The organism is Fimbriimonas ginsengisoli Gsoil 348, assembly GCF_000724625.1.
Lineage (GTDB): Bacteria > Armatimonadota > Fimbriimonadia > Fimbriimonadales > Fimbriimonadaceae > Fimbriimonas > Fimbriimonas ginsengisoli.
Genome location: NZ_CP007139.1, coordinates 585694 through 611646, shown reverse-complemented (window position 1 = coordinate 611646; position 25953 = coordinate 585694). Strand labels below are relative to the sequence as shown.

Sequence of the window (25953 nt, the reverse complement as noted above, 5' to 3'; positions counted from 1 at the left end):
AAACCTCTTACGGCCAACTGTTAACCTCGCGCCGCCATTCGGTGTATCGTGGTAGCCGCAACGCTGCCATGAACCCTACCGTCGCAACTAGATTCCGCTGGACGATCTGCGCCCTGATCTTCTTTGCGACGACCGTCAACTACCTCGACCGGTTTCTCTTCTCCCTGCTCGTCCCATTCTTCGAGGACGAGCTGAGGCTTGGCCCGACCGACTTGGCGTTGCTCAACGTTAGCTTCGCGTTGCCCTACGGCTTCGTGATGATTTTCGTGGGGCGTTACGTCGACCGGGTCGGCATCAAGCGAGGGCTTGGCAGCGCTTTCCTGCTCTGGAATGTCGCTTCGATCGCGCACGCGTTCGTGAACAGCCTTACCGGGTTCATCGGCATCCGCTTCCTTCTCGGCGTCGGCGAATCCGGCATGTTCCCGTCGGCGGTGAAAACGATGACGGAGTGGTTCCCGGTGAAGGAGCGCTCCCTCGCCACCGGCCTCTTCAACGCGGGTTCGAACATGGGGGCGATGCTCGCCCCGCTCATCGGCGTCGCGATCGCCGCGAAGTTTGGCTGGCGCACCTGCTTCTTCGTCACCGGCGGCGTCGGCATCGTCTGGATTTTCTTCTGGAACAAGCTATACCGGTCGCCGGAGGAGCACCCCAAGGTCTCGGAGTCGGAGCTCGCCTACATTCGTCAGGACCGAGAGCCGCCGGAAGAGCCCGTCAGCTTTGCCCAACTCTTTGCGATGAGGCCGGTGTATGGCCTTGGAATTGCGAAGGCACTATCCGATGCGCCGTGGTGGCTCTATCTCACGTGGGTGCCCAAGTTCCTCGTCGACCAGTTCCACGTCTCCGCCGGAGCGATGGCGCTCGCCATCCCCGTCATTTATCTCATTGCGGATGTTGGCTCCGTAGCCGGTGGCTGGCTCTCGTCGTTGCTCATCCATCGGGGACTTTCCGTCGGTAAGGCTCGTAAACTCACGATGCTGGCCTGCGCGATCCTGGTTCTACCGGTAATGACGGTCGGCTTCCTTGTCGACCACGCCCCGATCGCCGGGATTCCATGCTTCTACTGGGCGGTCGGAATCATTGCTCTCGCCGCCGGCGCCCACCAGGGCTGGAGCTGCAACCTCTTCACCCTCATCTCCGACTCGGTTCCCAAGAACGCGATTGCCGTGGCGGTCGGCGCGATCAACGGTTTCGCGATGGTCGGAGTCGCCGCCCTCCAGTTCTTTGTCGGCTGGTCGGTCCAGGTGACGAGCTCGTACACTCTCCCGTTCGTCGTCGCGGGGCTGCTGTATCTCGTCGCACTCGTGGTGATCCAAATATTCCTACCCAGGGTCGAACGCGTCTCCGGTGTACCCCGCGCGAATATGTCGCTCGTCTACGCCGGCGCCGCCGCCGTGATCGCCGGCCTGGGAATGCTGCAGTACTTGCTCAACAAGCCCCCCTACACCTCGCTCTCCGACTACCTCGCCAAGCGATCCACGGAGCTAAAGGCCTCCGGCCCACCCGTCGAAGGACCGGCGGCCCACGTCGGTTGGATGGAAGCCCACTGGTACATGTGGCAACCCGCGACCGGCAAACCCAAGCTCGAGCTCATAAAACTCGACACCCAGTCCCGGCCGTTCGTCGAATCGAAAGGCGTCAAAGCCGCCCGTTACAAGGGGCCAGACCTCCCCACCGTAAACTCCGGATTTCACCTCCCCCAGTAGGCTCCGGAGCCCCCTCTCCCTCCTCGGGATGTACGTGCCCGGCGAGGGAGAGGGGGTTGGGGGTGAGGGAGTCCGGCGGACGGTCCGGCGGACCGCCGCTCTCCAGAGCGGCTACCCCTACGTCCGAAAGACGTGTAGCCGGCACCTACGTGTGCCGTCCCCTATGCCGAAGCCCCCGGCAGCCACGGTACCGTACCACCATGTCAAAACCATCAACTCACGACCTGCTGAAAGCCCGGCTCTTCCTGGTTCGGAGCGACCTCGACGATGCAATTGGTCGCCTGACTCCCGAAATGATGCCCTGGGCGCCGAGCCCCGGCATGCGGACGATCTCCGGGCAACTACTGGAGATCGTCGGCACCGAGATGCAGGTGCTTCGAATGCTGAAGGAAGGAAAGACCCTCTCCGACGAAAAGGTCCGCCAGATCCTGGGCGAATACGGGTCGCTGCCCCGGCTTCAACGGGCCCTTACCGACGTGCGGCAGGAAACCCTGGAGTACATAGACTCGTTCTCCATGGAACAGCTCGACGAGCCCGTGGAGATGCCCACAAACTGGTTCGAATCTCTCGGCCTCCCCGCCGTTCCGAGATCGGAAGTCATCCGAAGCATCGCCCAGCACGAGTGGTACCACACCGCCCAACTCGTGTCCTACCTATGGTCCCAAGGGGATAATCCCTACAAGTGGCGTTGAGTAATCCGACCCCAACACCTCACACCGCCATCGCCAACCGCGCCGCTCCGATCCGCAACGCCAGAAGGGCCGCGCCGAGGCACATGAGACCGGCGCCGAAGAAGGCTTGGTCGTAAACCCCGGTAACGGTGCGGACGCTTCCCGCGGTGATCGTCGCGAGCGAGGCGCCGACTTGGTGGAAGGCGGCGATCCATCCGAACATTACGCCCGCTCGCTGCGGGCCGAAGGCGTTGGATGCGAGCCGAACGGTAGGAGGTACCGTCGCGATCCAATCGAGTCCGTAGAAAACGGCGAAAACGCCGAGGGTCCAACTCGCATGACTTAGCGCGAACGGAAGCGCCAGCAAGGACAGGCCGCGGAATCCGTAGTAGGCCGTAAGCAAGTAGCGGCTGTCGAACCGGTCCGTGAGCCATCCCGAGAGGGTGGTGCCGACGAGGTCGAAGATCCCCATCGCCGCGAGCAGCCCGGCCGCCCGGACCTCCGGAATTCCATGATCTCCGCAGGCGGAGATCAAATGCGTGCCGATAAGCCCGTTCGTGCTGGCCCCGCAGATGAAGAACGTTGCCGCCAAGAGCCAAAAGTCGCGCGACTGGAAGCCGTCGAACAGTGCGCTAACCGCGGAACGGAACGGGTGCCCGTCACGTGGGACCTCGGCGGGCGGCTCCGTCGCACCGTAAGGGAGCTGGCCCACGTCGCGTGGATGGTTTCGGACGAGAAAGACGACCGGAATCAATCCAAGTAGAGAGAGACCGAGGAGGAAATGAGTCGCCGAACGCCAACCATGATTCTCCGCCATCGAAGCGACCGCCGGCAAAAAGATGAGCTGCCCCGTCGCATTACTGGCGGTAAGTAATCCCATCACAAGGCCCCGGCGTTGCTCGAACCATCGGTTCGCGATCGTCGCCGCAAGCGAGAGCGAGGTCATCCCGGTGCCGATCCCGACCAGAACCCCCCTGGCAAGGATGAACTGCCAGGGCTGCTCGGCCAACCCGCTGATCCCCATGCCGAACGCGGCCATCACGAGACCGATGGCCAGGGTCGCCCGTATCCCAATCGTGTTTTGGATCGCCGCCGCGAACGGTCCGGTAAGGCCGAAGAAGAGGATGCCGAGCCCCGCCGCGAACGAAACCTGGTTACGGGACCAGTCGGTCTGCCGCAAAATCGCGGGAATCAGCGCTCCGGAGGAGGAGTTCATCGCTGCCGCGGTCAGAAGCACCACGAAAGCGACCGCCGCCACAACGATCGCGTAAGAGAACCGAGGCTTTGTTCGATGTTCGACGAACATAAAACAAGTATGCCATCCTTTTAGACGTGCTCAACAAAGTCGATGAGGCTTTATTCCATCCGGAGACCGACGCGATCCTTCTCACCGAAGTGCTGCACGCCCTCAGCGACCCAGTTCGCATCAGCATCGTCTCTCAATTATTGGCCGCTCCCGAGAGGGAGATGCCGTGCGGCACCTTCCAATACTCGGTCGCGAAGTCGACCTTCTCTCACCACATCCGGGTGCTACGTGAGGCTGGTGTCATTTGGGTCCGGCACGAAGGGACCCGAAGCATGTCTTCACTGCGCGACGCGGATCTGGAGGCCCGTTTCCCCGACCTCCTCGGCGCCGTCATGAAAAACGCCCCCCAATCCGAAGCCCCCTAGCGCTCTGGACATCTCGGGCGATCGCAATCACAACGACCCTACGCCAACAGTTCGTGCACGACATTTCCATACACGTCGGTTAGTCGGAAATCGCGGCCGGCATGGCGGTAAGTGAATTTGGTGTGGTCGAAGCCGAGGAGGTGCAGGATGGTGGCGTGCAGGTCGTGAACGTGCACAGGGTTCTGCTCGGCTCGGAAGCCGAACTCGTCCGTCGCGCCGTAAACCGTGCCTCCTTTCACCCCACCCCCCGCCATCCAATAGGTGAACCCATAGTGGTTATGGTCCCGGCCGTTCATCTTGCCCGCGTTGGCCCCCGGGGTGGGGAGTTCGACGGTCGGAGTACGCCCAAACTCTCCGCCCCAGATAACCAGGGTCTCATCTAACATGCCGCGCTGCTTCAGATCGGTCAGAAGCGCGCCAATGGCCTGATCGGACTCATGGGCGAGGTTCCGGTGTTGCTCGGCGATGTCGTCATGGCTGTCCCAAGGCTGTCCTGCGCCGTGATAGAGCTGGATGAACCGGACCCCTCGCTCCGCCAGCCGGCGTGCCATCAGGCACTGGCGGGCGAAGTTGCCGGGTCCATACATATCTCGGGTCGCCTGCGATTCGTGGCCGATGTCGAACGCATCGGTCGCTTCCGTCTGCATCCGGTACGCCAGCTCGAACGATTGAATCCGCGCTTCCAGCGCCGGGTCGTGGTCGCGCGAGGCGAGGTGCTTCTGGTTTAACTTCTGAACCAAGTCGAGCTGGGCCCGCTGCTCGCTCGGCAGCGTGTAGTGGTTCTTGATGTTCTCGACAATCTTGTCGATGTCGGTCTGGTTTGGGTCGATATACGTCCCGGCGAGCACCCCCGGGAGGAATCCGGCTTGCCAGTTTTGAGTCTCTTGGATCGGGAATCCGCCGGGACACATGGCGATGTAGCCGGGAAGGTTTTGATTTTCGGTGCCGAGTCCGTAGAGAACCCAAGAGCCCATCGACGGACGGATTTGGCGGGCATCGCCGCAGTTCATCAGCATCAGCGAAGGCTCGTGGTTCGGCACGTCGGCGTGCATCGAGCGGATGACACACATGTCGTCCACGTGCTTGGCGACATTCGGAAAGATCTCGCTAACCTCGATCCCTGACTGTCCGTACTTCTGGAATTTGTAAGGTGACGGAAGCGCCGCGCCGGTTCGCCGCTCCGTTGGAAGCTGGAGCGGGATCGCCTGCCCGGCGTACTTTTGCAGCGAAGGCTTCGGATCGAACGTGTCGACCTGCGAAGGTCCCCCGTTCATAAACAGGAAAATAACCCGCTTGGCCCGCGCGGGAAGTGGCGGCTTGTGTGGAGCGAGCGGATTGTAAGCCTTCGCCGGAGTTTGGCCCAGGGCCGTCTCGCCGAGGAGCCCCATCAGTCCAAGCGCCGCAAACCCATTCCCCATCCGGCCGAGGAGTTGCCGGCGGCTAAGAAAGAGGTCCCGAAACGGATCGTCGTGGTTGTACTGGGACATGGGTTTCAGGCGTTGGGCGTTGAGGCGCTAGGCGTTGGGTTAAGTGTACGACGGATCGTTCGTCGGGGCGGGGAAGCCATTGCATTGTATGCCGCTATAGCCGGGCGCCTAGCAATCGAAGTTGCGTCCAATTGCAGATCCCGCATCAGCGCTGAAAGCGCGACCTCCTAAAGCGAAGAGCAGAGCGCAACGGAACCCTGGTAAAGGCGCCGACCACCCCTCCGAGCCCTGAAAGAGGCGACATCAGCCCATCAATACCAGCAGCCCTAAAATTCACCGAATTCAGTGAAACTGGCTCCGCGCGGGGAGGGTCTTCGCCTAGCTACTTGCTGATAACCTTCACCCGAGTCTGGTTCGGAAGGGTTACTATATCTCCCGGGTAGATTTTTCGGCCCCTTCGGTCGTCGGGTTCGTCGTTGACGGCGAAGCGGGCGGTGGCGAGAAGGGCTTTGACCTCGGCTCCGGAGTTCACCAAGTCGAGCAGCTTGATGAGCTGGCCGAGCGTGATGAACTCGGTGGTGATTCGTATCTCGCGTTGCTTCGCACCTTGTGGGGGCATGCCGTCATTCTATCCATCGGTCGATCGATTAATGAGTTTCCGAATGCATCCCGAGGAACTGCGGTAACGTCTTGAAGACATGGTCAATTGCGTTCGCTGCAGCGTCCCGCTCGTGTTTCACGGCATCAAGGGTTTCCACGAAGGGCGTCGATGGGGCTTGGTTGGCGATCCGGGCGAGGGTTTCGCCGAGAAATTCGAGAGCGCAGTGTACGTTTGCCCGACTTGCGGAAGCATCGAATTCTTCGACCCCGAGGAGGGGCGAGACCTCCGAGCCGATAATCCGATGGTGAACTTCGGTGCCGCGCCCGTCCTCGGGACGGAGTAGCCGGCAGCGATTCATGCGCGCCATTGTTCAGCGAGTGTCGGCCGCGACCGTGAGCGTCGATGGGCGGGAGGTCGGCCGATGCGGATACGGCCTCATGCTGCTGGTCGGCGTCCACAAGAACGACACCCCCGCCGAAGCCAAGAAGATGGCGGGGAAGATTTCCAATCTGCGGATCTTCGCCGACCCGGAAGGGAAGATGAACCTTTCGCTTCTCGATTTTCCGAATGAGAATGCTGGGGCGTCGCGCTTCGAATACGATGTGCTCGCGGTCAGCAATTTCACCGTTTACGGGGATACGAAGAAGAATCGCCGGCCGAGTTTCGTGGAGAGCGCTCCATATGAAGAGGGCCGGGCCTTATTCGACTGCTTCGTTGCGGAACTGAGAGCGCTCGGAATCGACGTCCGGACGGGAGTCTTCGGCGCCAACATGGCGGTATCGCTGGTGAACGACGGTCCGGTGACCGTCATCGTCGATGTAGATCGCGAGTAGCGATGCGCTAACATTGCGACATGTTGGTCTCTCGCCTGCTCGCAATCTCTTCTTACATCCTCTGTCTGACGGTGGGCTCGGCGCAAATAAGTGGAAAGAATTCGCAGGTCTTCGTTAAGGGCCAGGAGCAGTTTCCTTTCGGCCCATTGCTTCTTCGGACGATCTCGGTTCGCTCCGGACAGACTTCGTACCTGCAGAAATACGATCAGCGAGAGGACCGGCTCACGCCCGGGTTCAAGAAGGATCGCCTTAGCGTGATCGAGTTGGAGGCAGAAAATCCTTCCTCACAGCCAGCCCCGCTTACCGCAATGGTGCCTGCGCTCAGCGACGGGGAAGGGAGCCTTACCGACCGGCCGCACTGGGACGTCCGTCAAAAGTCTTTCGTGAGAACCACATCGGATGTTCGGCAAGATCCGCAAGACAAGATTCCTTACAGCTTCGATCCCGTGATGGTGGCCCCCGGCGGCCGAGTTCGGTTCGCGCTGATCTTCAGCCTCCACGTCTCTTCCCGCCCCGCGCACCTCACTTTGCGACCGGGAAAAACGATCGTCGTGAGCGGAAACCAGATCATCATGCCCACCGGTGGAACCACAGTCGACATCTCTCTGTCTGCCACAAACGGCTAAGTTACGTAGTCTAGAAACAGGAGTTACACTAAGTCATGGGCGGGGAGATGATCAAGTTTTCGGACGGGTCGCACGAGCACGATGCCTACCTGTCCCCCTCAAAGACCGGTAAGGGTCCGGGCGTCATCGTGATCCAAGAGTGGTGGGGTCTCGTAGACCACATCAAGCGTGTCTGCGACCGTTTCGCCGACGAAGGCTTTACCGCTCTCGCTCCCGATCTGTACCACGGCAAGAGCACAAAGGAGCCGGACGAAGCGGCCTCGATGATGCAGGCGCTGAACATCGCGCACACAGAGGCGATTCTCCGGAAAGCGATCATGACGCTGATGGTCAACCCGGCGACGGAGGGCGAGAAGATCGGAGTCGTCGGCTTTTGCATGGGCGGCCAGCTTGCTCTGTTCGCCGCCGGCAGCAATCCGGTCATCAAAGCTTGCGTGAACTTTTACGGCATCCATCCGAACGTCGAGCCATCCTATCGAACTCTGAGCGGGCCCGTTTTAGGAATCTTTGCCGAGCACGACGACTGCGTCGACCCCGAACTGGTTAAGGCCATGTCGAAGGAACTGACGCTGTTGGGGAAGGTTCATGAGTTCATCACCTATCCGGGCGCCCAGCATGCCTTTTTCAACGACGACCGTCCCGAAGTGTACGATGCGGCGGCAGCGGCCGATGCTTGGAAGCGAACGATCCGGTTTTTGAAAGAGAATCTGCGGTAGTTCCACTTCATGCCACGTCTGATCGTCGTCATCGCCAGCACTCGTCCGGGGCGAGTCGGGCCTGCCGTCGGAAAGTGGTTTTTCGACTTTGCAAAGAACCACGCCAAGTTCGAGATTGAGCTGGTCGACCTCGCCGAGGTCAACCTCCCTCTGATCGACGAGCCGGCCCACCCGCGCCTTCAGCAGTACGAGCACGATCACACAAAACAGTGGAGCGCAACGGTTGCAGCGGGGGACGCTTTCGTGTTCGTCACGCCCGAGTACAACTTCGGGCCGCCGCCGTCGTTGATCAACGCCTTGGACTACCTTTTCAACGAGTGGGCCTGTAAGCCGGTCGGATTCGTTTCGTACGGCGGAGTGTCGGGCGGTTTGCGGTCGGTGCAAATGACGAAGCTGACGGTTACTGCGCTGAAGATGATGCCGCTTCCCGAAGCGGTTGTCATTCCATTTTTCAGCAAGCTCGTGAACGACGAACAGCTCTTTGTGCCAACGGAGCTGATCGAGAAATCGGCGACGGTAATGTTGGACGAACTGCTCCGGTGGGCTGAAGCACTTAAGGTTTTGCGATGATGCCCGTGGCACGGGCTTCCAGCCCGTGGGTCCCAGGGGCATCCTGCCCCTGGCCCCTTCACACGACCACGTGGCACTGGCATCTTTGCCAGTGGGGGCCTATGCTACGTTAGCGCCGTTTCTGGGGAGCATCGAACCACCTTAGCAACGGTCGCAGCAAGGCGGGGCCGCGGTCGGCGAGCGATTGGGAGTCGGGGTGGGAGTCCTCGACGCCGAACATAAAGACCGCGGCGGAGATGGCGGCGATAGCGGCGGCCACCACGAACATGAGGTGCAGCCCCATGACCTGGGCGGCTTGGCCGAATAACATCGGCCCAACGGCGGAAGCAAGCCCTCCGGAAGCCGCGAGGCGGGCTTGCGATTGGCCCCGACTCTTGTCGGAAGCAAGGTCGTTGGCAAAGACGATCGCCACCGCGCCCATGATCCCGAAGTTGAACCCGTGCATGGTCTGGACGACCAAGACCCACAAGGGACCGGTCGCGGGGACGTACAACAGCAGACGCAAGGGGAGGATGAGGAACGCGATGGCGAGAATCGGGCGTCGGCCGTAGATGTCGGACAGCCGGCCCGACTGGCGCATCACCAGCACTTCCACCACCACGCCCGCAGCAAACGTGCCGGTGATCCACATAGGGGAGGCGCCGAGCGACTTCATGTACAGGCCGAGGAAGCCGGTGGCTCCATATAGGGCGACCGAGTAAAGGAAGTAGGCGATCAGGAATCGCTTGAGATTTTCGGGGAGGGGCGCTTTGCCGGCGACTTCGCCCGAGTTAGCGGTGCTCTTCCGGTCGGGCAGGGTCCAGGCAATTACGGCAATGGCAAGAAAGAGCAGCGGCCCGATCCGGAAGACGCCATTCAGGACTTCGCGGCTGGTCGCTCCCGCGCCGTGGCGACTAGTGAGCCACCCGGTGAGAAGGGAGGTGAAGATATAGCCTACGGAGCCCCAGACCCGGATGTTGGCGTACGCCGCTCCGCCTTGGGTGGCTTGAACCAGACGACCCACCAGTACGCCGCCGGCAGCCGTCAGGTACATCGTGCCATTCGTTCCGACCGCTACTAAGGCAACGAACGTCGGGAAGCCGTGGGCGTTTGGGAAGGAGAGATATGCGAGTGCGGCGGCCAATGCGCTTCCGCTGATGAATGGCCGCCTCGCGTCGAGACGGTCGGAGAGTCTGCCGAGAAGCGGCTGGATCACGAGGGCGAGCCCTGCTCCAAGCCCCATGACAAGGCCGATCTGCACTTTCGTGAGGTGTGCCGCGTCCATGTAGAGCGGCATGAACGGCTGCAGGAAACCGAAAGAGCTCGTGATCAGGAAGAGGTAGATCGCCAGCCGCTTCGCATCCGACAGTTTCCTCATCCGGGATTATTGTGGCGTGTGGGGGTAGCTTCATTGAGTGGGCAGACCGCGCGTATTGGTTTTGGGGCGAAGCGGGCAGGTGGGGCACCAGCTGATCAGGGCGATCCCCGGTTCAGTGGGTCTCGGCCGCGAAGAAGCCGATCTTTTACGACCAGATACCTTGGGGGATGCGGTCGAGCGTTACCTTCCGGAGGTTGTGATCAACGCGGCGGCAGATACCGCCGTCGACCGAGCCGAGGCCGAGTTTGCCGCCGCATGGCGCGCCAACGCGGTGGCGCCGGCGGCGTTAGCCGAGGCGTGCCGAGATCGGGGCATCCGGCTCATCCACTTCTCGACCGATTACGTTTTCGATGGCAGTCAGCGAACGCCTTACCTGGAGAGCGATCCGACCGCGCCGGTCAATGCCTACGGCCGGGCGAAGTTGGGCGGGGAAGAATCGGTCCTGAACGCCGACCCAAAGCACCTGGTCTTTCGGCTGAGCTGGGTCTATTCCGCCCGGGGTCGAAATTTCGCCCTGACGATGCTTCGCCTTGCGCGAGAAGGGAAGCCCATTAGAGTCGTCGACGACCAGATAGGATCTCCCACAAACGCCCGCTGCATCGCCGATTCGATCGCGGAGATCGTCGGCCACTTTCTTGCGCTTCCCGAGGAGCCGGGCGGCCTCTTTCATCTTTCGGCTGCTGGACAGACCTCATGGGCCGGATTCGCCCAATCGCTTTTGAATGAAGTCTTTGGCGGCGTGGCGCCGACAGTGGAGCCTATCCCAACTTCCGCCTATCCCACCCCCGCCGCCCGCCCTGCCTACTCCGTCCTCAGCAACGAAAAGGTCCAACGACGATTCGGGATTCGGTTACCGGCTTGGGAGGATCAACTTGCCCTATGGGCGGAAGACCTTAACGGTCCATCCCTTCCGGGACATTGCTAAGCTCTCGTTCGATCTGCTCCACGGTGGGAAGGCTGTCCTTGAGCAAGTCGGGCAATGCTTCCGTGATTTGGAAGGCTGAGACACCGATGGGCGCCGTGGTATTTCTCAATGCGTACTCCGCGACTACCTGATTCTTGTCCTTGCAGAGAATGAGACCGATCGAGGGCGCGTCGTCCGGATGCCGCACGAGATCGTCCACGACGGCGAGATAGAAGTTCAGCTTGCCCGCATATTCGGGCTTGAATTTGCCCGTCTTGAGTTCGATAACGACGTAGCAACGCAGTTTGAGGTGATAGAAAAGGAGATCGATATAGAAGTCCTCGCCGCCAACTTCGAGGTGATACTGGCTTCCGACGAAAGCAAATCCGGCTCCGAGCTCGAGCAAAAACTTTCGGATGTGATCGACGAGCCCTTTTTCGAGCAGCCGCTCTTCAGCATCCGCTTGAAGGGTCAGGAACTCGAAGTTGTAAGGGTCCTTGAGAAGTTGGCGAGCGAGATCCGACTGAGGCGCGGGGAGAGCACGGTGGAAGTTTGTGACGGCTTTGCCTTGCCGTTCGTAAAGCCGGCTCTCGATTTGAAGTTCGAGGACGTTTCGGCTCCAGCCGAACTCGAGAGTCTGTTGCGCATACCACGTCCGCTCCTCAGGAGTTTTGAGGTGGTCCAACAGCCTCACGTTGTGCCCCCAGGGCAATTGTGCAACAAGCTGTTGCACGATTGGTTCTTGCGGCCAGGCCTCCGCAAACGCCCTCATATAGTTAAGGTTCCGCGAGCTTAACCCTTTCATGTCCGGAAACTCCCGGCGGAGGTCGGTGGAGAGTCGTTCGACAACCTTGGTTCCCCAGCCTTCGGTTGCTTGGGCCGCCAAGATCTGCTTGCCGATTTGCCAGTACAAGAGCACCAACTCCCGATTGACCGCGACAACGGCTTTAAGTTGCGATGTACGAATACGTTCCTTGAGATCCTCAAGAAACGGGCCGTATTCAGCGGGAAAGGAAGGGATCATCGGATCTGACCAAGAGCATATCTCAGGCAGACGAAATTACTCCTCACCTCGCTTTCGTTTCGCATCGAGCAACCCCTTCGCGGTGCTTCCGGTCCCCGAGGTGGGGCGCGGGGTCGGGGCGGTCGGCTTCGTTGGTCCGGGCGCGATGACCGTGGGCGCAGGTTCGGGGGATGTCTCCCGTTGCGCCCTCTGCTTCGCCTGCTGAAGGCGGCCAACCGTGACTTGCTGGGTGACGGGAGCCGCAGGTCGGCGCCTTAGGCGGGCCCAAACTTTGGCCAAAATCTCGCCCAATGGCAGCGCCAGCCGCCGAACTCCGATGTCGATCGGCAGAAGAAGGGCGGCCAGGAACATCAGCGTCGGCCAAAGCTCGGTGATCGACGCCCCGGGGTTCGGCACGGGACGCAAGGCTTGAGCCGGGGAAGTCAACGTCATGCCGGTAGTCAGCGCCGCCGCCCTCTCGAGAAGTGGCCGGTTCGTCCGGTAGCTCCTGTACTCGGCTGGGTACGCGAGGGAAAAGCCGGTTGCGCTGGTTCGTGGCCCTCCCACCGCGTCCTGTTCGGCGACGGTGACAATGTAGGTGCCAATCTCGGACGCGTCGAAGTCGCCGACATAGGCGCCGGGGCCTTCCTGGGAAAGGCGTACATCCCGAGACTCACCGGTCGGAGTCGCCACTCGAACGACGGCGTTATTCGCGCTCAGAGGATTCCCGAGACGGTCGAACGCCTTGACCTGTACGTGCCCCTTGCCGCCGTCGTGATGGACACTCACCTGGTAGTTGTTTAGGGTTGCCCGACGAGAAATCGCCCGGGTCGCCTGCGCCCAGAAGGTACCAAAACCGGCCCAACCAACCCAGTTCTTTGCCCAGCGCGGGTGTGCGTCGGAAGTAAATGCGAGCGAAGTCCCGAGGCCGTACTGCCAAGTCGCGAGCAGCGGATCGTCCTTCTTCGTCCGCATGCCCATCCGGGCGAGCGGTCGCGAATCGGTGAGGTCGTAGGCGAGAAGAGGAGGAACGCCCTCGTCGGCGATCCCCCTCAGAATCTCTTCACCCATCACCAGCTTCGGAATAAATGCCCCTTCCTCGATCGCGGAGCGAGACATGATCGAAGTGTCCTGAGTGAAGATGGCGGGAAGTTGGTTTGCCTTTAGCGCGAGGTAGAACTTGCCGCCGCCCGCGGCGGCGAGCTGCTTCAGGAACGGCACGTCTTGCCCATCGCCGATCGCTACAACCGATGTTGTGATGTGCTCGAGGCGCATCAGTCCCGCGTTCTCGATGGCGGTTTCGTGGTCTTCCGCATCCGCGCCGTCGGCGAGGAGGATGAAGTGACGGACTTGGGTTTGCTCCTTTTCGAGCTCCTCCTTGGCCCGCGCGACGGAGGGGCGGACGTAGATGCCGCCGCCGCTTTGGCTGAGGTGGCGGATCTGGTCGATGACCGCTTGCTTGTTCGTCAGCTTCTGCATCGGCGCGACGAACTCGATTCCGTCGCCACTGCCCGCCACGCCGATTCGGTCCATCGGCGACATCAGCTTCACCGTCTGCTCCGCCGCGAGCCCGGCGATCTGCAGCTTGCTCATGCCGTCCTCCGGCATCGACATCGATCCCGAGGCGTCGATGATGATCAGGATCGAAGTGCTCGGAAAGGTCTTCCGCTGGCGGATATTGAGATCAACCGGTAGCACTTCCGCGATCGGCGAGCCGTAATAGCCGCCGGGAAGGAAGGAATTCTCGCCGCCGATCATGGCGAAGCCGACTCCGCTATCGCGTACGGCGGCTTGTAAGAGCTTCATTTGGTTCAACGTGATCGAGGCCGCGTTGATGTCGTTCAGGAGCACCGCATCGTAAATCTGTAGCTCTTCCGGCTTGCTCGGAATGCTTGCAGGACCGCCGAGATCGACGGCAAGGCCGTTCTTCCTAAGCGCCTCGGCAAGAGTGGTCTCCTTAGGATCTTGCTGAAGAACTAGAACCCGGGGTTTGCCCCGTACGGCGACGAAGTTCAGGCCGACGTTATTTCGATTGTCGACGTCGAACTCGGCGTGTAACGTGGCTCGATATCGATGGAAGCCCACGTCTTTGAGCTTTTCGCTTACGACGACGGCGTTTCGGCCCGCGGTGAGCGATACGTTCAGACGTTTAAGGAGTACCCCGTCTCGGTCTACCTCTAGCACCCCTCGTTGAGCTCGGGCCGAGTCGACGATGACCCGAAGGTCGAATGGCTGTTCGGCACGAATCTCGGTAGGAGCTTCTACCCCGAGAACGGCAGCTTCGCCGCTCCGCTCTTCCAACCCGAGCGGCACCACGTCGAGCGGAATTCCGTCCGTCGCCGCGACCTGGGCGGCCTCTTCCAGGTCGCCCGAGGTTTCGTTACCGTCGCTGAGCAAAACGAGGCGTCGCGCCTTCCCATCGGGAAACGAGGCGCTGGCTAGCCGTGTCGCAGCCGCCAAATCGCTGGCGGCGCCGTCGACCGTGCTAAGAACTTTGCCGAGTTCGCGCCGCCCGCCGGGAGCGGCATCGACCACCGCATTCTTGCCGAACGCCACGACACCGGCCAAGTCCTCCGCGCTGAGCTTTTTCATCGCCTCGTCGACGAATGTTTCCGCCCGCTTCCGATCGGCTTCGGAGACCGAATCGCTCCGGTCGAGAAGAAACATCGTGCAGAGCCCCTTGTTCGGCCGCCGAGCTTCGGGGCCGGAGAGCGCGAAGATCAGGAGGGAAGCGAGCAGAAATCGAATGCCGAATGCCAGCCGCTTTCGACCTCTCGCCATGCCGTGTACGTGCCGAAAGCTGTACCAAAGCCCGATCAAGACCGGGATCAGCAGGACGAGGAAGAGCGGGTGCGTAAATCGCATCGGCTAGCTTCTCCTCGCAAACAGCCACCACTCGCCGCAAAGGACCAGAAGGCAGAGAACGGCGAGGGGACGCCAAAAATCGGAGAAGGTCAGAGGCGTTTCGGTCGCCCGAACCTGTCCGCCTCCTAGGAAAACGTTCTTGGCAGGGGCGATGGACGACTCACGCTCGCTGCGAAGGTAGGCGTAGACCGACTTCTTTCGCCCACTCACATCCAACGTGTAGGCACCGGCCCGCCGGGCTTCCCGCACGACCAGCACGGCTCCGGTTGGTTTTAGCTCCGCTTTCGCGCCGTCCGGAGCCTGCAGCGTCGCCCCTTTCGTCGAAGGAATGGAGAAGGGAGCGCCCGCTCGGATGGCGATGAGATCCGCGCTCTCGCCTCCGGCGAGATAATCGAGTGCGTTGGCGACAAAGATCGGGAAGCCAACCTGCAGCGGGAAGTCGGATTGGAGCGGTTCGAAGGCGAGGTAGATCTGCCTTCGACCCACCGATTCGGAGGTCACAACCAACGGACCCGTGCTGTTGACCGCCAGCACCTGCCCATTCCCCTTCGGCTTAACCTTGTGCTGCTGGTCGATGAAGACCCCCTGCAGGTCGACTCCGTTCATGAGCGGCTTCGGTTCGGCGGAGAGAAAGGCGGTTCCTTTTACGATGCCTTCGTCGGTCACCGGGGAGGTGCTTCCGGCCGTTCCGAGGGTGAGCACGCCGCGCGCTTTCACCGGCTGCTCCGGAATCCCGTCGAAGATGACGATGTCGTACTGGCCAGACCCGGTTCCGCGCTCTTCGGGAGGAAGCTCGGTGGCTCGGTCGAGGGTGACTCGGGGATCGAGGGTGAGCGCCCGCTCCAGGAATGGATTGCCGCGGGAGAGGAGGAGGACGTGGAGCGAGGCGCCCGGGTCGGCCAGAGCGACCGCGTAGTTGTCGGACTTCAGGAGGTCCGAGGACTCCAGCTTCGCCTCAAATACTCGGGCTCCGGCGGGCGCGGAAAGGGTGCGGCCGTACTGGGTCGAGGGGGCGATCGCCCCGGTCTTGATCGAGTCGATCGGCTTACCGTCGGCGTAGAGGGTCAACGTCCCCTCCATCGGCTTGCTGGAATAGTTCTTAACTCCGGCGTACAGCTTCCGCCCGCTCGCGGTGTCGGCTAGTCCCAGCGCGGAGACTGCCACGTTATCGTCCATCTCCCCGATCTGCTCGTACACCAGCGCGGCTTTACCACGGGAAAAGTTGGTGACCGGATTGAACACTCCGTCCGAAAGAAGGACGATTCGAGCACCATCCAGAGAGCCGACCAAGGCGCTCGCGAGCCGAAGCGCCTCACCAACATCCGTTTCGGCGTCGGTGCCCTTTAGAGTCTCTAAAGCCAGGAGCTGACGAGCCGGGTCGTTGCCGAGGGGAAAGACGACGCGCGGGGTCGGTCCCGCTTCAATGAGGGCGATGCGGTCACTTGCCTTCGCGCTTTGAATCGCCTCCTTGGCGAGCCTCTTGGCTTCGTCGAATCGGCTCGGGCGAACGTCGGTCGCGGCCATGCTCGCGGAGCTGTCGACGACGATGACGGTGACTTCTCCGGTGAGCCCGCGCTGCTGGGTCTGAGGCTTGGCCAAGGCGAAAACGGTCAGGCTCAGGGCCAGGAGCTGAAGGAACAGCAGCCAACTGGGGCGGAGCTTCTGAAAAAGTGCGTTGGCCCGGACTTCGTCGACGCGGTTCGGCCAGAGAAACGTGGCGGGAACGCGGACGTCTCGCCGTTTCATCTTGAGGAGATAGAGCAGGACGACGATCCCCGCGAGAGGGAGCAGCCACAGCAGAGCGCCCGCGTTTTGAAAGCTCACTGGGTCCACCCGTCGCGTTTGAGGACGTTCTTGATCACGGCTTCCAGGGGCTCGTCGGCGCGGATAAGCGCGTGCCGCCCGCCGACTCGGCGAACTGCCTCGACGAGAGAGTTGTTGTGCTCCTCCAGCCGCTTACGATATTCCTTCAGCACGTAGCTGTTGGCGGTGATCTCCACGGGAGACCCGCTCTCGGCGTCCAGGAGTCGGAGGTCTCCTTCAAGGTCGGGGTCTAACTCGATATCACTGAGAACCTGTAAGAACCAGACTTCGTGCCCTCGTCCGCCGAGGCTGCGAATGGCGGTTGCGGCTTCCGGATCCATTCCATCGCTGACCAGCAGCGCGATCCCGGTTCGGGTCCCTGCGTTCACGAAACCGCGAAGGGAAGCGGCAAGGCTATCGCGGTTCCGCTCGGGTGGTCGCGCGGTTTCGGCCCATTGTGATAGTCGCGGGAAACCGGCGCGGCCGCGAAGCGCCCGTACGTTCGGCTCGCGCGGACCAAGGGCGCGGGGAAGTACCGCGTCGCCGCCGGAGAGGGCGATGTATCCGACGGCGCAGGCGAGGCGCCGCGCCTGCGCCAGCTTGCTCGGCTCGCCGAACTCCATGCTCGGACTGAGGTCAAGGAGAAGGTGGACGGCGAGGTCTTCTTCATCTTGGTACGTTCTCATCACCGGCGAGTCGAGGCGAGCGAGAACGTTCCAGTCGAGGTGCCGGAGGTCGTCTCCTTCGGAGTATTCGCGGTAGTCGGCGAACTCGATGGAGATCCCTTTCTTACGGGTCAGTCGCTCGCCGCGCACCCGGCCCGGAAACGACTTCCGCGGGTTCAGGCGCATCCCGTCGAGGAGTCGAAACTCGCGGGGTTCGAGGAGGAACTGCGTCATCGGCTTCCTCCGCGGGGCATGGCAGCATCGAGGCGGGCGGGACGCCCGTTGTCCGGGGGGCGGACGGGACGTCCGCCCCCCGCGGTGGTCTCTGAAAGGCTCCACTCCATCGATCAGACCTTGATGGGGTCCCGGTCGCGTGAGTCGACGAAGCTGCCTACTTCATCCAGGATCTTGTCCGCGGTCATTCCATCGGCTTCGGCTTCGAAGTTCAGGATGATCCGGTGGCGCAGAACCGGTTTGAGCGCTTTCTTGAGGTCTTCTTTCGATACGTTAAAGCGACCCGCCAACAGCGCGTGCACCTTGCCGGCGGTGATCAAGGATTGGGCGCCGCGCGGAGACGCTCCGTATCGGCAGTAACGGCCGGCGACCGGGGAAGCTCCTTCCCCCTCGGGGTGGGTCGCGACTACGAGCGACAGGCCGTAGTCGAGAACGTTATTCGCGATCGGCACCTGCCGGACCAAGGCCCGCATCCGGAGGATGTCTTCTTTGGAGGCTACGGCTTGGGGCTCCGCATACGCCTCGCCGGTCGTTCTGGCGACCACCTCCGCGAGGTCGGCTTTGGTGGGATAGGGGACGATGAGCTTGAAAAAGAAGCGATCGAGCTGGGCTTCCGGCAGTGGATAGGTACCCTCTTGCTCGACCGGATTTTGGGTCGCCATAACGAGAAATGGCTCGGTCAGCTCGTGGCGGCGACCGCCGACCGTGACGCTTCGCTCCTGCATCGCTTCCAGCATCGCCGACTGCGTCTTGGGCGTGGCGCGGTTGATTTCGTCGGCAAGGACGATGTTGGCGAAGACCGGACCACGGCGAAACTCAAACGTGCGTCCTTCATTGAGAACGTTCGTTCCCGTCACGTCCGCGGGCATCATATCCGGGGTGAATTGGATACGGGAGAAGTCGAGGCTCAGGGCTCGACTGAGCGAGCGAACCAGAAGGGTTTTGCCGAGTCCAGGCATTCCTTCGAGGAGCACGTGCCCACTCGCCGCGAGGCCGATGAGCACCCCTTCCACAATGTCGTGCTGACCGACGATCGCCTTCTGCACTTCCGACCGTACGGCATCGAAAGTGTCACGGAACCACTGAGCTTCTTGCATGTTGATTACTTGGGCGTTGGGCGTTGGGCGGTCTTCACCCTAATGAATGGGACCAAGGGGCCATAGGGGTCCTATGAGACTCATGTGTCCCACCTGACCCATGCGTCCCATTCGTCCCGTCAATCCGGGAGAGCGCCAAACGCCTCTCTCTACTTTCCTCCCCCTAGACTCTCGAAGTATTCCTTGACTCGCTTTTCGTGTTCTTTGGGGATTTGTTGGCGGTTCAAGGCGGATTCGGCTTTCTTCTTGTAGCTTGGGAGAACGGTGACATACGGGACGGCGGATCGGTTTCCGACGGTGGACGGGGCTTTGATTTCGATGTACTGCTCCTCACCTGGCGTGGTTCGCCGGCTACCGTGGATCATGTCGGGATTTCCTTTTCCTTGCTGTTTCCAGGCGTCGTCGACGTGCGCCACCTTGTCGGCGTTCGAGAACTGGCCGCCGTGCTGCGGACCGCCCATGCTTGGCACGGGTGGCGCGGCCATTCCGGCTCCCGAGTTACCGTCACCGTTGCCCATTCCCATTCCCGGCTGCAGACCGCAGCCGATACCGCTACCGTCTCACGTACCGCCGGCGTGCTTCATTGCTTCCAGCATCGCCTTTAGGTACTCCTGCATCGCCTTGTCGTCTTTCAGCTTCTTCATGAGATCCTCGAGCTGCTTCTGGAGCTTTAGCCGCTCCTCTTTGGTCATCTCGGGTCGTCCCTGCTGTTGGGCGGTTTGGGCGTTTTGCTTTAGCTTGGCGGCCATTTCCTGAAGCTGCTTGTACAGCGGGTTCTGCATCATCTTCTGCATCACCGCCTGAGCCTCTTTCGAGAGCTTCAGCGCTTCCATGTCCTTTTGCGCTTTCTCGGCTTGCTTCTGTAAATCGGAAAGCTGCTTTTGGAGCGCTTTCATTTGCTCTTCCAGCTTCTTCTTTTGAGCTTCCAGCGCCTTTCGCTCGGCGTCGGAGAGGCCGGGTTGCTGGAGCTTCTTATTGATGTCGTCGAGCTGTTTTTGAAGCGAGCTGAGCTGGTTCTTGGCCTGGCTCATTCCGCTCTGGGCCTGGTTCATCTGCTCTTGCGACTTCTGCTCCGCTTGGGCCCGCTCGTCGTCGGACATCTGCGCCATTTGCGGGTCTACGTTGGCCATCCCCGCGTCCTTGAGCGCGTCTTGCTGCGCCTTTTCTAGCGCTTTCTGAGCGTTGTCGAGGCTCGTCAGGGTGTTCTGGGCTTCCTGGCGCATGAGCTGGTCGGCTTTGATGGCGATCTCGTTCGCCTTCTGCATCGCCTCCTCCTTGCTCATATGGCCTTTGTCGAGGTCGCGCTGGAGTTTGTGCAGTTCGTCGGCCAGCCGCTTTTGGGCTTCCGTCATCCGGGATTTGGCTTCCGGCGTTTCCAGCGTCTCGCGGGTGATCCGCTCGACTTTGGCCCCTTCTTTCTTTAATTCCACGCGGGTCTTCTTCGCATCTTCGCCAAGGAGGATCGGGGTGTTGCCGAGTAGGAAAATCGCCGCGGCTGCGGCGCAGAGCGTGACCGCGCCGCCGTGCCATCGGCCGACCCGGATCGGATAGATCTTGTTCGGCTTCAGGCCATCCAGACTGTGGTCCGCGTCTGCCTTCAAGGCTTCGTCGAAAGCTCCATGTTCGGTGGATCGCTCCGTCGCGGTCGCGAGGCGGTCGTCTAAGTCCGCACGCCGGTCGATGCTCCGCGTGAGCGCGTCGGTGGGCACTCGTCGGAGGAATCCGGCGAGAGCGCCGAGGGCGGCGGCGATCCCCACGGTGGCGGCCATCCAGCTCCACTCCGTGTAGGCGACGTTGAACCAGTCGAGGGCCGCCCACACGGCGGACGCCGCCGCGCCGACGCAGGCGCCCATCGCGAGGCCGCGCCAGGAGCGTACGATTCGCACTCGTCGGGTGAAGGGACTAAGCCGCTTTGAAATCTCCGTCATATCGATGCCTCAGAAGCTCCATCTTACGCTGAGTCTTCCTTTCTGCCGCGTAGCCGACCACACCCGCGGTCGTCATGAGAACCAAACCCCAAATAAGTGCCAAATTGTCGGCCGTCGGGTCGATCCCGAAAAAGAGCGGGCGAAGCACGTATAGATCCCAAATCGACGATTCCGTGGACGCCAACGAGTGACTTGTAAGCGAATTGAAGAAGGGTACCGGGAGCAGGACCAGAAAAACGAAGGCGGCGAACTGAAGCGCTCGCGCCGAGCGAAGCCCGACGAAGGTCGCCGACGCATACCGTCCAACTGCCCAGAAGAGAGACCAGAAACCGGCGATGTACAGGAGCCAGTAGCCGAACTCCACACCGGGCAGTTTGTGGATTCCGAACCAAAAGCCCGCCCCGATCATGGCGGCGCAGCCGAGGATGAACAGGTAGACGTATGGTAAGCCGCCGCTAGGGGTGCCGTCGAGGGTGTGCCGAAGCTTAAACGCTCCGTTCGGCCAGAAGCGCCGCTCCGTATCGACCCCGAAACAGGAGAGGAACGGCATGAAGAGAAACATGGGGCTGAGCGCCCAGAACAGGAAAGGACCTGCGTATTTCGTGGGGTTCCCGATGCCGCTGGTCGGTGCTTGCGACCAAGTGAGGTAGAGCAGGAACGCTCCCATGTAAACCAGCGCATGGAGCCGCAGGCTACGTATCTCTTCCTGCGGACGCGGGCTTAGAATTGCGCCGGCCGAGAGCAGGCAGATCTTACTGACCAGTGCCGCGATGCAGATGGTAAAGAACCAGTTCGGCACGTGATAGGAGCCGACGGAGGTGTACGTGTCCGACGTCATCTGCACGAGGAACGGGTTGAGCGAACTGAAAAAGGGAGCTTCTCGCGACCCGGCGCCCCCGGACATAAAGCCTCGAGCGACGACCATCGAACTCGCGGACGCGGTGAGCATTAGGTAAGCGGCCGCCGCGATGTAACTCCACAGCACCGCGCTAACCGGCTTAGAACTCACGGTCGACAGCAGCAGCGCGATCGCGGTAAGCATGAACCCTTGCACGGAGAGCAGCAGATATGCGGTGAGAACGTCTCCCCACGATGCGCCGCCCAGGACGACGCACGCCGCAGTGACCGGCAGGGAAAGGATGAGCAGCATCCAGGTGTACCGGTAGGTGCTCATCATTTTGCCGACAAGGAAGTATTTCGGCGAAACCGGAGCGGAGAAAATAAGGTCGAGCGAACGTCGCTGTCGTTCGGCGACAACGGTGGTGGCGGTGAGGGCGGGGGCGATCAGCGAGACCAGCCCACCGAGCAGCGCCATGATGATTCCGTAGAAATCCTTCAGCTTGCGCTGCGCCTCGACGACCTCGATCTCTCCGACGCCCGCGGTTTGGCCGTAGATCACCATCCCGACACCGATCAGAATGACGAGGTAGACGCCGAATAGGATGACCGACCGGTTGCCGCGAAGCTGTACCCGGTAATCGCGCACCGAGGTGGCGTTATCGAAATAAACCGCCTTGGTTTCCCGAAGCCAGCCGCTCGCGTTGATAGCCATCAGTTCACCGCTCCCGTCGTAAGTTTCAAGAAGACATCTTCCAGGTCGGCTTGGTCTTCGCGGAATCCGACGACTCGGAAGCCGCGGCGGACCAACTCGGCAAGCAGATCGGCTTGCGCCTCGTGGTCGCCGCCGTAGTCGATCCGAACCTCGCCGTCGCCAGTCGCCTCGGCGGAAAGGACGTTTTCCATGTCTCGGATGATCCGCGCGGCCTCGCCCGCGTCTCGCAAGAATCGTGCCTCGAGCGTTCGGTTCGGCTGCATCGCCTGAACGATGCTTTCGACCGGACCGAACGCGAGGAGCTCGCCTCGCTCGATGATGCCGACGGTGTTGCAGAAGTCGGCCAGTTCCGGAAGGATGTGGGAGGAGACGATGACGATCTTGCCCATGCGCCCCAATTCGGCGATCAGCTCTTTCAGCTCGGCGCGGGCGCGCGGGTCGAGTCCGGAGGCCGGCTCGTCCAGCAGAAGCAGCATCGGGTCGTGGACCAGGCACCGCGCCAGACAGAGGCGCTGCTGCATACCGCGGGAGAGCGACTGGACGAACGCGTCCTTCTTGACCGTGAGGTCGGTCAGCTCGAGCACGTTGTCGATGACCTCGCTCCGCTGGCGCGTGGGAACCTGGTAGATTGCCGCGAAGAAGTCGAGATATTCCCAGACTTTGACGTCGTCGTAAAGGCCGAAGAAGTCGGGCATATAGCCGAGCATTCGACGAACCTCCATGGGGTCTTTACGAATGTCGGCCCCGTTCAGGATTGCGGTTCCGGACGTCGGCTCCAGGAGGGTCGAGATCATCCGGATCGTCGTGGTCTTTCCTGCTCCGTTAGAACCGATGAAACCGAAAATGTCTCCCGGTTGAAGGTTGAACGAGACCCCTTTGACGGCGGTAAGGCCCGCGTATTCTTTTCTTAGGTTCTTTACTTCAAGCATCGCGATGGCCCTTAGGGATGAACTTGACTTCGTTTTCGGCGAAGTTCAGCGTGTTGGATGCCCAAGCGATCATCACCGCCGACAAGCCAAGGTAGACGAGAATTTGTGGCCAGCCCCAGAAGACGGGAGAGACCATTCCTCCCGATCGACCGTAGCTGCTCCCCTCGCTGAGAACGGAGATCTGTCCGAGGGCATAGAACGGGTGAAGGAAATACAGGAGGTCGACGTCGCGCATTCCACTGGTGGAGAAAACGACCGCCAGCAGGATGGGAGCCACGACCAGCACGACGCCGAGCGCCCCGAGGCTAGCTCCGAGCGCCATGAACGGACGCTTCACTCGCGCGCTAATTAGCAGGGTCATCGAGCAAACCGCAATGGCGAAGCTGATCGAGAGCAATTCGCAAAGGAGCAAGTCGTGCCAGTTCGTTCTTCGGTACGTGACGGCGGCGATTGCTACGGGGAAGAGAAACATCGCCGTCGCCGCCGCGAGCGCGGCAAGCGCGCCGATGAATTTGCCGACGACGATTTGCGCTTTAGTGATCGGCGCCACTAGGAGCAAGTCCCAACTTCGCCGTTCCCGCTCGCCTGCTATCGCTCCATGAAGCATGCCTGGTGCGAACAGGGTGTAGAGGCCGGTCTGGAGCATGATGATCCACAGCGGCGAGATGTCCCCTTGGCCGTTCATTACCATTAAGACCAACCCCGCGTAGCAAACCAACCCAAGGCCGAGGACGGCACTGTTCAGCGTATTGCTTCCGCCGAACGAGAGATACCGACGGCGAAATCGCTGGATCTCGATCAGCATCGGGTTGTGAACGACTAGCTGTTCCCAAGTGTTGCGATTCATCGAGGTCCCAACGCCTCCTTTGCTATCAAAGCAAGCCGAACAGAAGTGCGGCCGGCGACTTCTTCACCCAATTGTGGTCCGGGGCGGAAGCCGCGGATCGATCCGATGAGGGCGGTGCCGCGGTTTCGAGTGAGGAACTGCGGAAGAGAATAGTTATCCGTCGAGGCGACCGGCGGAACGTCGGCGATTCTCACCTTAATTTCGCGGGTCTGGCCCGGTTCGATCGTGCCGACCTCCGTTTCCTGGTCTGCAACCTGGATCGCAGCGTTCTCCAGACGGTACGTACCGGTGTTTCGAACCACACAAGTCAAGTTCGAGCCGCTTCGCTTCGTCTCGAGAGAGAACCAGCGCCCCACGGGGACTCGCTGCCGGTAGTCGATCTCGCGGAAGGAGAGATTATTCGCCTGCATGCGAGGAACGATAATCTGGCCCACGTCGACGGGGTCGAACTCCGAGTCGTGCTCTTGCCGACCGCCGTATCCGTAATAGGGCTGGTTTGTATTCAGGATTCCGAGGCTGTCGACGCCGTTTAGCTTTAAGTCGTAAGTGCCGCTTCTCGGAACGAACATCTGGCTCGCGCCTACGAACAGGCCCTCTTCCATTCCCTGTTGGGCGATGAGAATCCCCTGAGACGCGCTGGACATGCGGGCGGAATAGAGATCCTGCGCGGAGGCGAAGAACGCTCCGGCGAAGCCGAGAGAGATGAGTGGCGCGGTAAACCAGGCAAGCTCACCTCGCTTTAGCTTCTTTAGGATCAGGAAGTTCAGCGGGACGACGACCACGAAGTAAGCGCCGAGGAGGGTGAAGACCTTTTCCGCCGGGGGAAGCTTGGTGCTGAACGGGTCTTGCGCTGGCATCGTCACGTGGCCGGACGAAGGGAGCATCGTGGCCGAGACATACGCCGTGGACCCGCCGTACACACCGCTCCGATTTCCGTTTTGCCCGCCGTACTGCTGTAGGAAAGCCGAGGCGCGAAGCGAGTCGAGGACGCGGACCGATTTCGTCACCGCGGATCGTCGTCCATCCCATCGGTTGAGGGGCGGTTCGAACGGGTTGAAGGCGAGATAGATGACCTTTCCGATCCCAAGTCCGCGCTCGGCCGTAAGCAGAGTTCCGCCTTCCCACCGAACGATCGCGCCCGGCGTCGGCACTCCGGTCGTGACGCTGACCGGGGGAGCCGCCTCGCCACCCAGGCTGGCCAAAGCGTTGGAATCGTTGAGGGTGACAACCCGGAACTCCCGCGCCGGCAGAATATCGCGCCATCGCGCATCTCCCAAGATCGGGGAAGAAGCGCCCCCTACGAAGACCAGGGTTCCGCCGGCAAGTGCGTAGAGCTTCAGCGCCTGGACCTGTTCGTCGTTCAGCCGTTCCGATCCTGACCCGAGAAAGACGGTGGCGACGTTCGCGTACCCTACCGGCCGGTTAGGAGCCAGCCCAGGAACGGTGTAGGCGTCTTGAATGGAGTTTTGATTGTTTCCCCCGTACGGAGTCACCGGGGCGGGGACGCTGCTCTTGTCCTCACCCTTGATGAACGATAGCTCGCCCGGGGTGTCGGAGATCATCACCGCCGCTCGCCCCCCTTCGTTCCCGTAACCGCCTGGGTTGTATTCCTTTAGCTGTCGTCCCTGGTCCGTATCCAATAAGAATCGGACGCTGCCGTATTCCATAGTCGGATAGGTGATGAGCCGCTTAACGGAACCTCGTGGGAGCTCGATCGGGTAGTCCATTTGGAACCCGGCGCCTCCGGAAACGCGCAGAACGCCCCGGGCGTTCGGCCCGTCGTTCCGCAGATTCACCGCAACAGGGACGGTTCCGGCGGAAGGCGAGAACCCTTCCAGCGCGGGGGTCACGCTGATGCTGAGGGGATCCGCACCAAATGCCGCGGTCGCGGAGAGAGCGAGGGCGGCGAGGACGGTAAGGCGGGACTTTAGACTCATGGCAGGCGACATCC

At 61.4% G+C, this 25953-nt stretch carries 24 protein-coding genes; 9 read left to right on the top strand and 15 right to left on the bottom strand.

What is annotated here, in order from left to right:
* Positions 1–68 precede the first annotated feature (68 nt).
* Both OP10G_RS02830 and OP10G_RS02825 read left to right on the top strand, forming a co-directional pair.
* Positions 69–1703: an MFS transporter gene (locus OP10G_RS02830; protein ID WP_025227396.1), complete on the top strand. Its 1635-nt coding sequence runs from the start codon at positions 69–71 to the stop codon at positions 1701–1703.
* A 200-nt stretch (positions 1704–1903) separates the two neighbouring features.
* A complete protein-coding gene (locus OP10G_RS02825) occupies positions 1904–2395 on the top strand; it encodes a DinB family protein (RefSeq protein ID WP_025227397.1) in 492 nt (163 codons plus the stop codon).
* A 19-nt stretch (positions 2396–2414) separates the two neighbouring features.
* Here the strand turns inward: OP10G_RS02825 and OP10G_RS02820 are convergent, their stop codons facing one another.
* Positions 2415–3680, bottom strand: coding sequence for an MFS transporter (locus OP10G_RS02820; RefSeq protein ID WP_025227398.1), 1266 nt, complete (start codon positions 3678–3680; stop codon positions 2415–2417).
* Positions 3681–3706: 26 nt separating this feature from the next.
* On the opposite strand from OP10G_RS02820, the gene OP10G_RS02815 reads away from it, so the two are divergent.
* Positions 3707–4045 (top strand): ArsR/SmtB family transcription factor, encoded by a 339-nt coding sequence (locus OP10G_RS02815; RefSeq protein WP_025227399.1) that lies wholly within the window; start codon positions 3707–3709, stop codon positions 4043–4045.
* A gap of 38 nt (positions 4046–4083) precedes the next feature.
* Here the strand turns inward: OP10G_RS02815 and OP10G_RS02810 are convergent, their stop codons facing one another.
* Together OP10G_RS02810 and OP10G_RS02805 are read right to left on the bottom strand one after the other, a co-directional pair.
* Entirely contained in the window at positions 4084–5532 is a 1449-nt protein-coding gene (locus OP10G_RS02810; RefSeq protein WP_025227400.1) for a DUF1501 domain-containing protein, read from the bottom strand.
* A 322-nt stretch (positions 5533–5854) separates the two neighbouring features.
* The gene (locus tag OP10G_RS02805; RefSeq protein ID WP_025227401.1) at positions 5855–6091 is read right to left on the bottom strand and encodes an RNA-binding S4 domain-containing protein; all 237 of its coding nucleotides are present in this window, start codon (positions 6089–6091) and stop codon (positions 5855–5857) included.
* Between the two features lie 79 nt (positions 6092–6170).
* Here OP10G_RS02805 and OP10G_RS02800 point away from each other — a divergent pair, with 79 nt between their 5' ends.
* From OP10G_RS02800 to OP10G_RS02780, 5 genes are read left to right on the top strand one after another with little or no spacing between them, the layout of a single operon-like run.
* Positions 6171–6416, top strand: coding sequence for a hypothetical protein (locus OP10G_RS02800; RefSeq protein WP_025227402.1), 246 nt, complete (start codon positions 6171–6173; stop codon positions 6414–6416).
* 13 nt (positions 6417–6429) lie between these two features.
* Positions 6430–6906, top strand: a complete 477-nt coding sequence (gene dtd, locus OP10G_RS02795) for a D-aminoacyl-tRNA deacylase (RefSeq protein WP_025227403.1) — start codon at positions 6430–6432, stop codon at positions 6904–6906.
* A gap of 20 nt (positions 6907–6926) precedes the next feature.
* Entirely contained in the window at positions 6927–7532 is a 606-nt protein-coding gene (locus OP10G_RS02790) for a hypothetical protein (RefSeq protein WP_025227404.1), read from the top strand.
* A 47-nt stretch (positions 7533–7579) separates the two neighbouring features.
* Positions 7580–8248 (top strand): dienelactone hydrolase family protein, encoded by a 669-nt coding sequence (locus OP10G_RS02785; RefSeq protein WP_158409125.1) that lies wholly within the window; start codon positions 7580–7582, stop codon positions 8246–8248.
* Between the two features lie 9 nt (positions 8249–8257).
* Complete coding sequence (locus OP10G_RS02780) at positions 8258–8818, top strand: NADPH-dependent FMN reductase (RefSeq protein WP_025227406.1); 561 nt, start codon at positions 8258–8260, stop codon at positions 8816–8818.
* 109 nt (positions 8819–8927) lie between these two features.
* Here the strand turns inward: OP10G_RS02780 and OP10G_RS02775 are convergent, their stop codons facing one another.
* On the bottom strand, positions 8928–10175 hold the full coding sequence (locus tag OP10G_RS02775) for an MFS transporter (RefSeq protein WP_025227407.1): 1248 nt from the start codon (positions 10173–10175) through the stop codon (positions 8928–8930).
* Between the two features lie 37 nt (positions 10176–10212).
* Between OP10G_RS02775 and rfbD the strand changes: the two genes are divergently transcribed.
* Positions 10213–11100 carry a dTDP-4-dehydrorhamnose reductase gene (gene rfbD / locus OP10G_RS02770; protein ID WP_038472401.1) on the top strand — a complete coding sequence of 296 codons (888 nt, stop codon included), beginning with the start codon at positions 10213–10215 and terminating at the stop codon, positions 11098–11100.
* Here the strand turns inward: rfbD and OP10G_RS02765 are convergent.
* The 11 genes from OP10G_RS02765 to OP10G_RS02715 all read right to left on the bottom strand — a co-directional run bounded on the left by OP10G_RS02765 (position 11069) and on the right by OP10G_RS02715 (position 25939).
* The gene (locus OP10G_RS02765) at positions 11069–12103 is read right to left on the bottom strand and encodes a PDDEXK nuclease domain-containing protein (protein ID WP_025227409.1); all 1035 of its coding nucleotides are present in this window, start codon (positions 12101–12103) and stop codon (positions 11069–11071) included. The two genes, rfbD and OP10G_RS02765, sit on opposite strands and share 32 nt — an antisense overlap.
* Before the next feature lie 36 nt (positions 12104–12139).
* Positions 12140–14947 (bottom strand): VWA domain-containing protein, encoded by a 2808-nt coding sequence (locus OP10G_RS02760; protein ID WP_025227410.1) that lies wholly within the window; start codon positions 14945–14947, stop codon positions 12140–12142.
* Positions 14948–14950: 3 nt separating this feature from the next.
* Positions 14951–16780 carry a vWA domain-containing protein gene (locus tag OP10G_RS02755; RefSeq protein WP_038472395.1) on the bottom strand — a complete coding sequence of 610 codons (1830 nt, stop codon included), beginning with the start codon at positions 16778–16780 and terminating at the stop codon, positions 14951–14953.
* Positions 16768–17649, bottom strand: a complete 882-nt coding sequence (locus tag OP10G_RS02750; RefSeq protein WP_025227412.1) for a DUF58 domain-containing protein — start codon at positions 17647–17649, stop codon at positions 16768–16770. The genes OP10G_RS02755 and OP10G_RS02750 overlap by 13 nt, the downstream gene beginning before the upstream one ends.
* Before the next feature lie 113 nt (positions 17650–17762).
* Positions 17763–18746: an AAA family ATPase gene (locus tag OP10G_RS02745; protein WP_144240957.1), complete on the bottom strand. Its 984-nt coding sequence runs from the start codon at positions 18744–18746 to the stop codon at positions 17763–17765.
* Positions 18747–18895: 149 nt separating this feature from the next.
* Entirely contained in the window at positions 18896–19270 is a 375-nt protein-coding gene (locus OP10G_RS02740) for a hypothetical protein (RefSeq protein WP_025227414.1), read from the bottom strand.
* A gap of 36 nt (positions 19271–19306) precedes the next feature.
* A complete protein-coding gene (locus OP10G_RS02735; RefSeq protein WP_025227415.1) occupies positions 19307–20674 on the bottom strand; it encodes a hypothetical protein in 1368 nt (455 codons plus the stop codon).
* A complete protein-coding gene (locus OP10G_RS02730; protein WP_025227416.1) occupies positions 20649–22226 on the bottom strand; it encodes an ABC transporter permease in 1578 nt (525 codons plus the stop codon). Before OP10G_RS02730 ends, OP10G_RS02735 begins: the two co-directional genes overlap by 26 nt.
* Complete coding sequence (locus OP10G_RS02725) at positions 22226–23155, bottom strand: ABC transporter ATP-binding protein (RefSeq protein WP_025227417.1); 930 nt, start codon at positions 23153–23155, stop codon at positions 22226–22228. The genes OP10G_RS02730 and OP10G_RS02725 overlap by 1 nt, the downstream gene beginning before the upstream one ends.
* Positions 23148–24002: an ABC transporter permease gene (locus OP10G_RS02720; RefSeq protein ID WP_025227418.1), complete on the bottom strand. Its 855-nt coding sequence runs from the start codon at positions 24000–24002 to the stop codon at positions 23148–23150. The genes OP10G_RS02725 and OP10G_RS02720 overlap by 8 nt, the downstream gene beginning before the upstream one ends.
* On the bottom strand, positions 23999–25939 hold the full coding sequence (locus tag OP10G_RS02715) for a hypothetical protein (protein ID WP_025227419.1): 1941 nt from the start codon (positions 25937–25939) through the stop codon (positions 23999–24001). Before OP10G_RS02715 ends, OP10G_RS02720 begins: the two co-directional genes overlap by 4 nt.
* Between the last annotated feature and the right edge of the window lie 14 nt (positions 25940–25953).

Coding starts and splice junctions, on each gene's coding strand:
- OP10G_RS02830 (WP_025227396.1), top strand. CDS start 69: ATGAACCCTACCGTCGCAACTAGATTCCGCTGGACGATCTGCGCCCTG.
- OP10G_RS02825 (WP_025227397.1), top strand. CDS start 1,904: ATGTCAAAACCATCAACTCACGACCTGCTGAAAGCCCGGCTCTTCCTG.
- OP10G_RS02820 (WP_025227398.1), bottom strand. CDS start 3,680: ATGTTCGTCGAACATCGAACAAAGCCTCGGTTCTCTTACGCGATCGTT.
- OP10G_RS02810 (WP_025227400.1), bottom strand. CDS start 5,532: ATGTCCCAGTACAACCACGACGATCCGTTTCGGGACCTCTTTCTTAGC.
- OP10G_RS02805 (WP_025227401.1), bottom strand. CDS start 6,091: ATGCCCCCACAAGGTGCGAAGCAACGCGAGATACGAATCACCACCGAG.
- OP10G_RS02800 (WP_025227402.1), top strand. CDS start 6,171: ATGGTCAATTGCGTTCGCTGCAGCGTCCCGCTCGTGTTTCACGGCATC.
- dtd (WP_025227403.1), top strand. CDS start 6,430: ATGCGCGCCATTGTTCAGCGAGTGTCGGCCGCGACCGTGAGCGTCGAT.
- OP10G_RS02790 (WP_025227404.1), top strand. CDS start 6,927: ATGTTGGTCTCTCGCCTGCTCGCAATCTCTTCTTACATCCTCTGTCTG.
- OP10G_RS02785 (WP_158409125.1), top strand. CDS start 7,580: ATGATCAAGTTTTCGGACGGGTCGCACGAGCACGATGCCTACCTGTCC.
- OP10G_RS02780 (WP_025227406.1), top strand. CDS start 8,258: ATGCCACGTCTGATCGTCGTCATCGCCAGCACTCGTCCGGGGCGAGTC.
- OP10G_RS02775 (WP_025227407.1), bottom strand. CDS start 10,175: ATGAGGAAACTGTCGGATGCGAAGCGGCTGGCGATCTACCTCTTCCTG.
- OP10G_RS02765 (WP_025227409.1), bottom strand. CDS start 12,103: ATGATCCCTTCCTTTCCCGCTGAATACGGCCCGTTTCTTGAGGATCTC.
- OP10G_RS02760 (WP_025227410.1), bottom strand. CDS start 14,947: ATGCGATTTACGCACCCGCTCTTCCTCGTCCTGCTGATCCCGGTCTTG.
- OP10G_RS02750 (WP_025227412.1), bottom strand. CDS start 17,649: ATGACGCAGTTCCTCCTCGAACCCCGCGAGTTTCGACTCCTCGACGGG.
- OP10G_RS02745 (WP_144240957.1), bottom strand. CDS start 18,746: ATGCAAGAAGCTCAGTGGTTCCGTGACACTTTCGATGCCGTACGGTCG.
- OP10G_RS02740 (WP_025227414.1), bottom strand. CDS start 19,270: ATGGGAATGGGCAACGGTGACGGTAACTCGGGAGCCGGAATGGCCGCG.
- OP10G_RS02735 (WP_025227415.1), bottom strand. CDS start 20,674: ATGACGGAGATTTCAAAGCGGCTTAGTCCCTTCACCCGACGAGTGCGA.
- OP10G_RS02730 (WP_025227416.1), bottom strand. CDS start 22,226: ATGGCTATCAACGCGAGCGGCTGGCTTCGGGAAACCAAGGCGGTTTAT.
- OP10G_RS02725 (WP_025227417.1), bottom strand. CDS start 23,155: ATGCTTGAAGTAAAGAACCTAAGAAAAGAATACGCGGGCCTTACCGCC.
- OP10G_RS02720 (WP_025227418.1), bottom strand. CDS start 24,002: ATGAATCGCAACACTTGGGAACAGCTAGTCGTTCACAACCCGATGCTG.
- OP10G_RS02715 (WP_025227419.1), bottom strand. CDS start 25,939: ATGAGTCTAAAGTCCCGCCTTACCGTCCTCGCCGCCCTCGCTCTCTCC.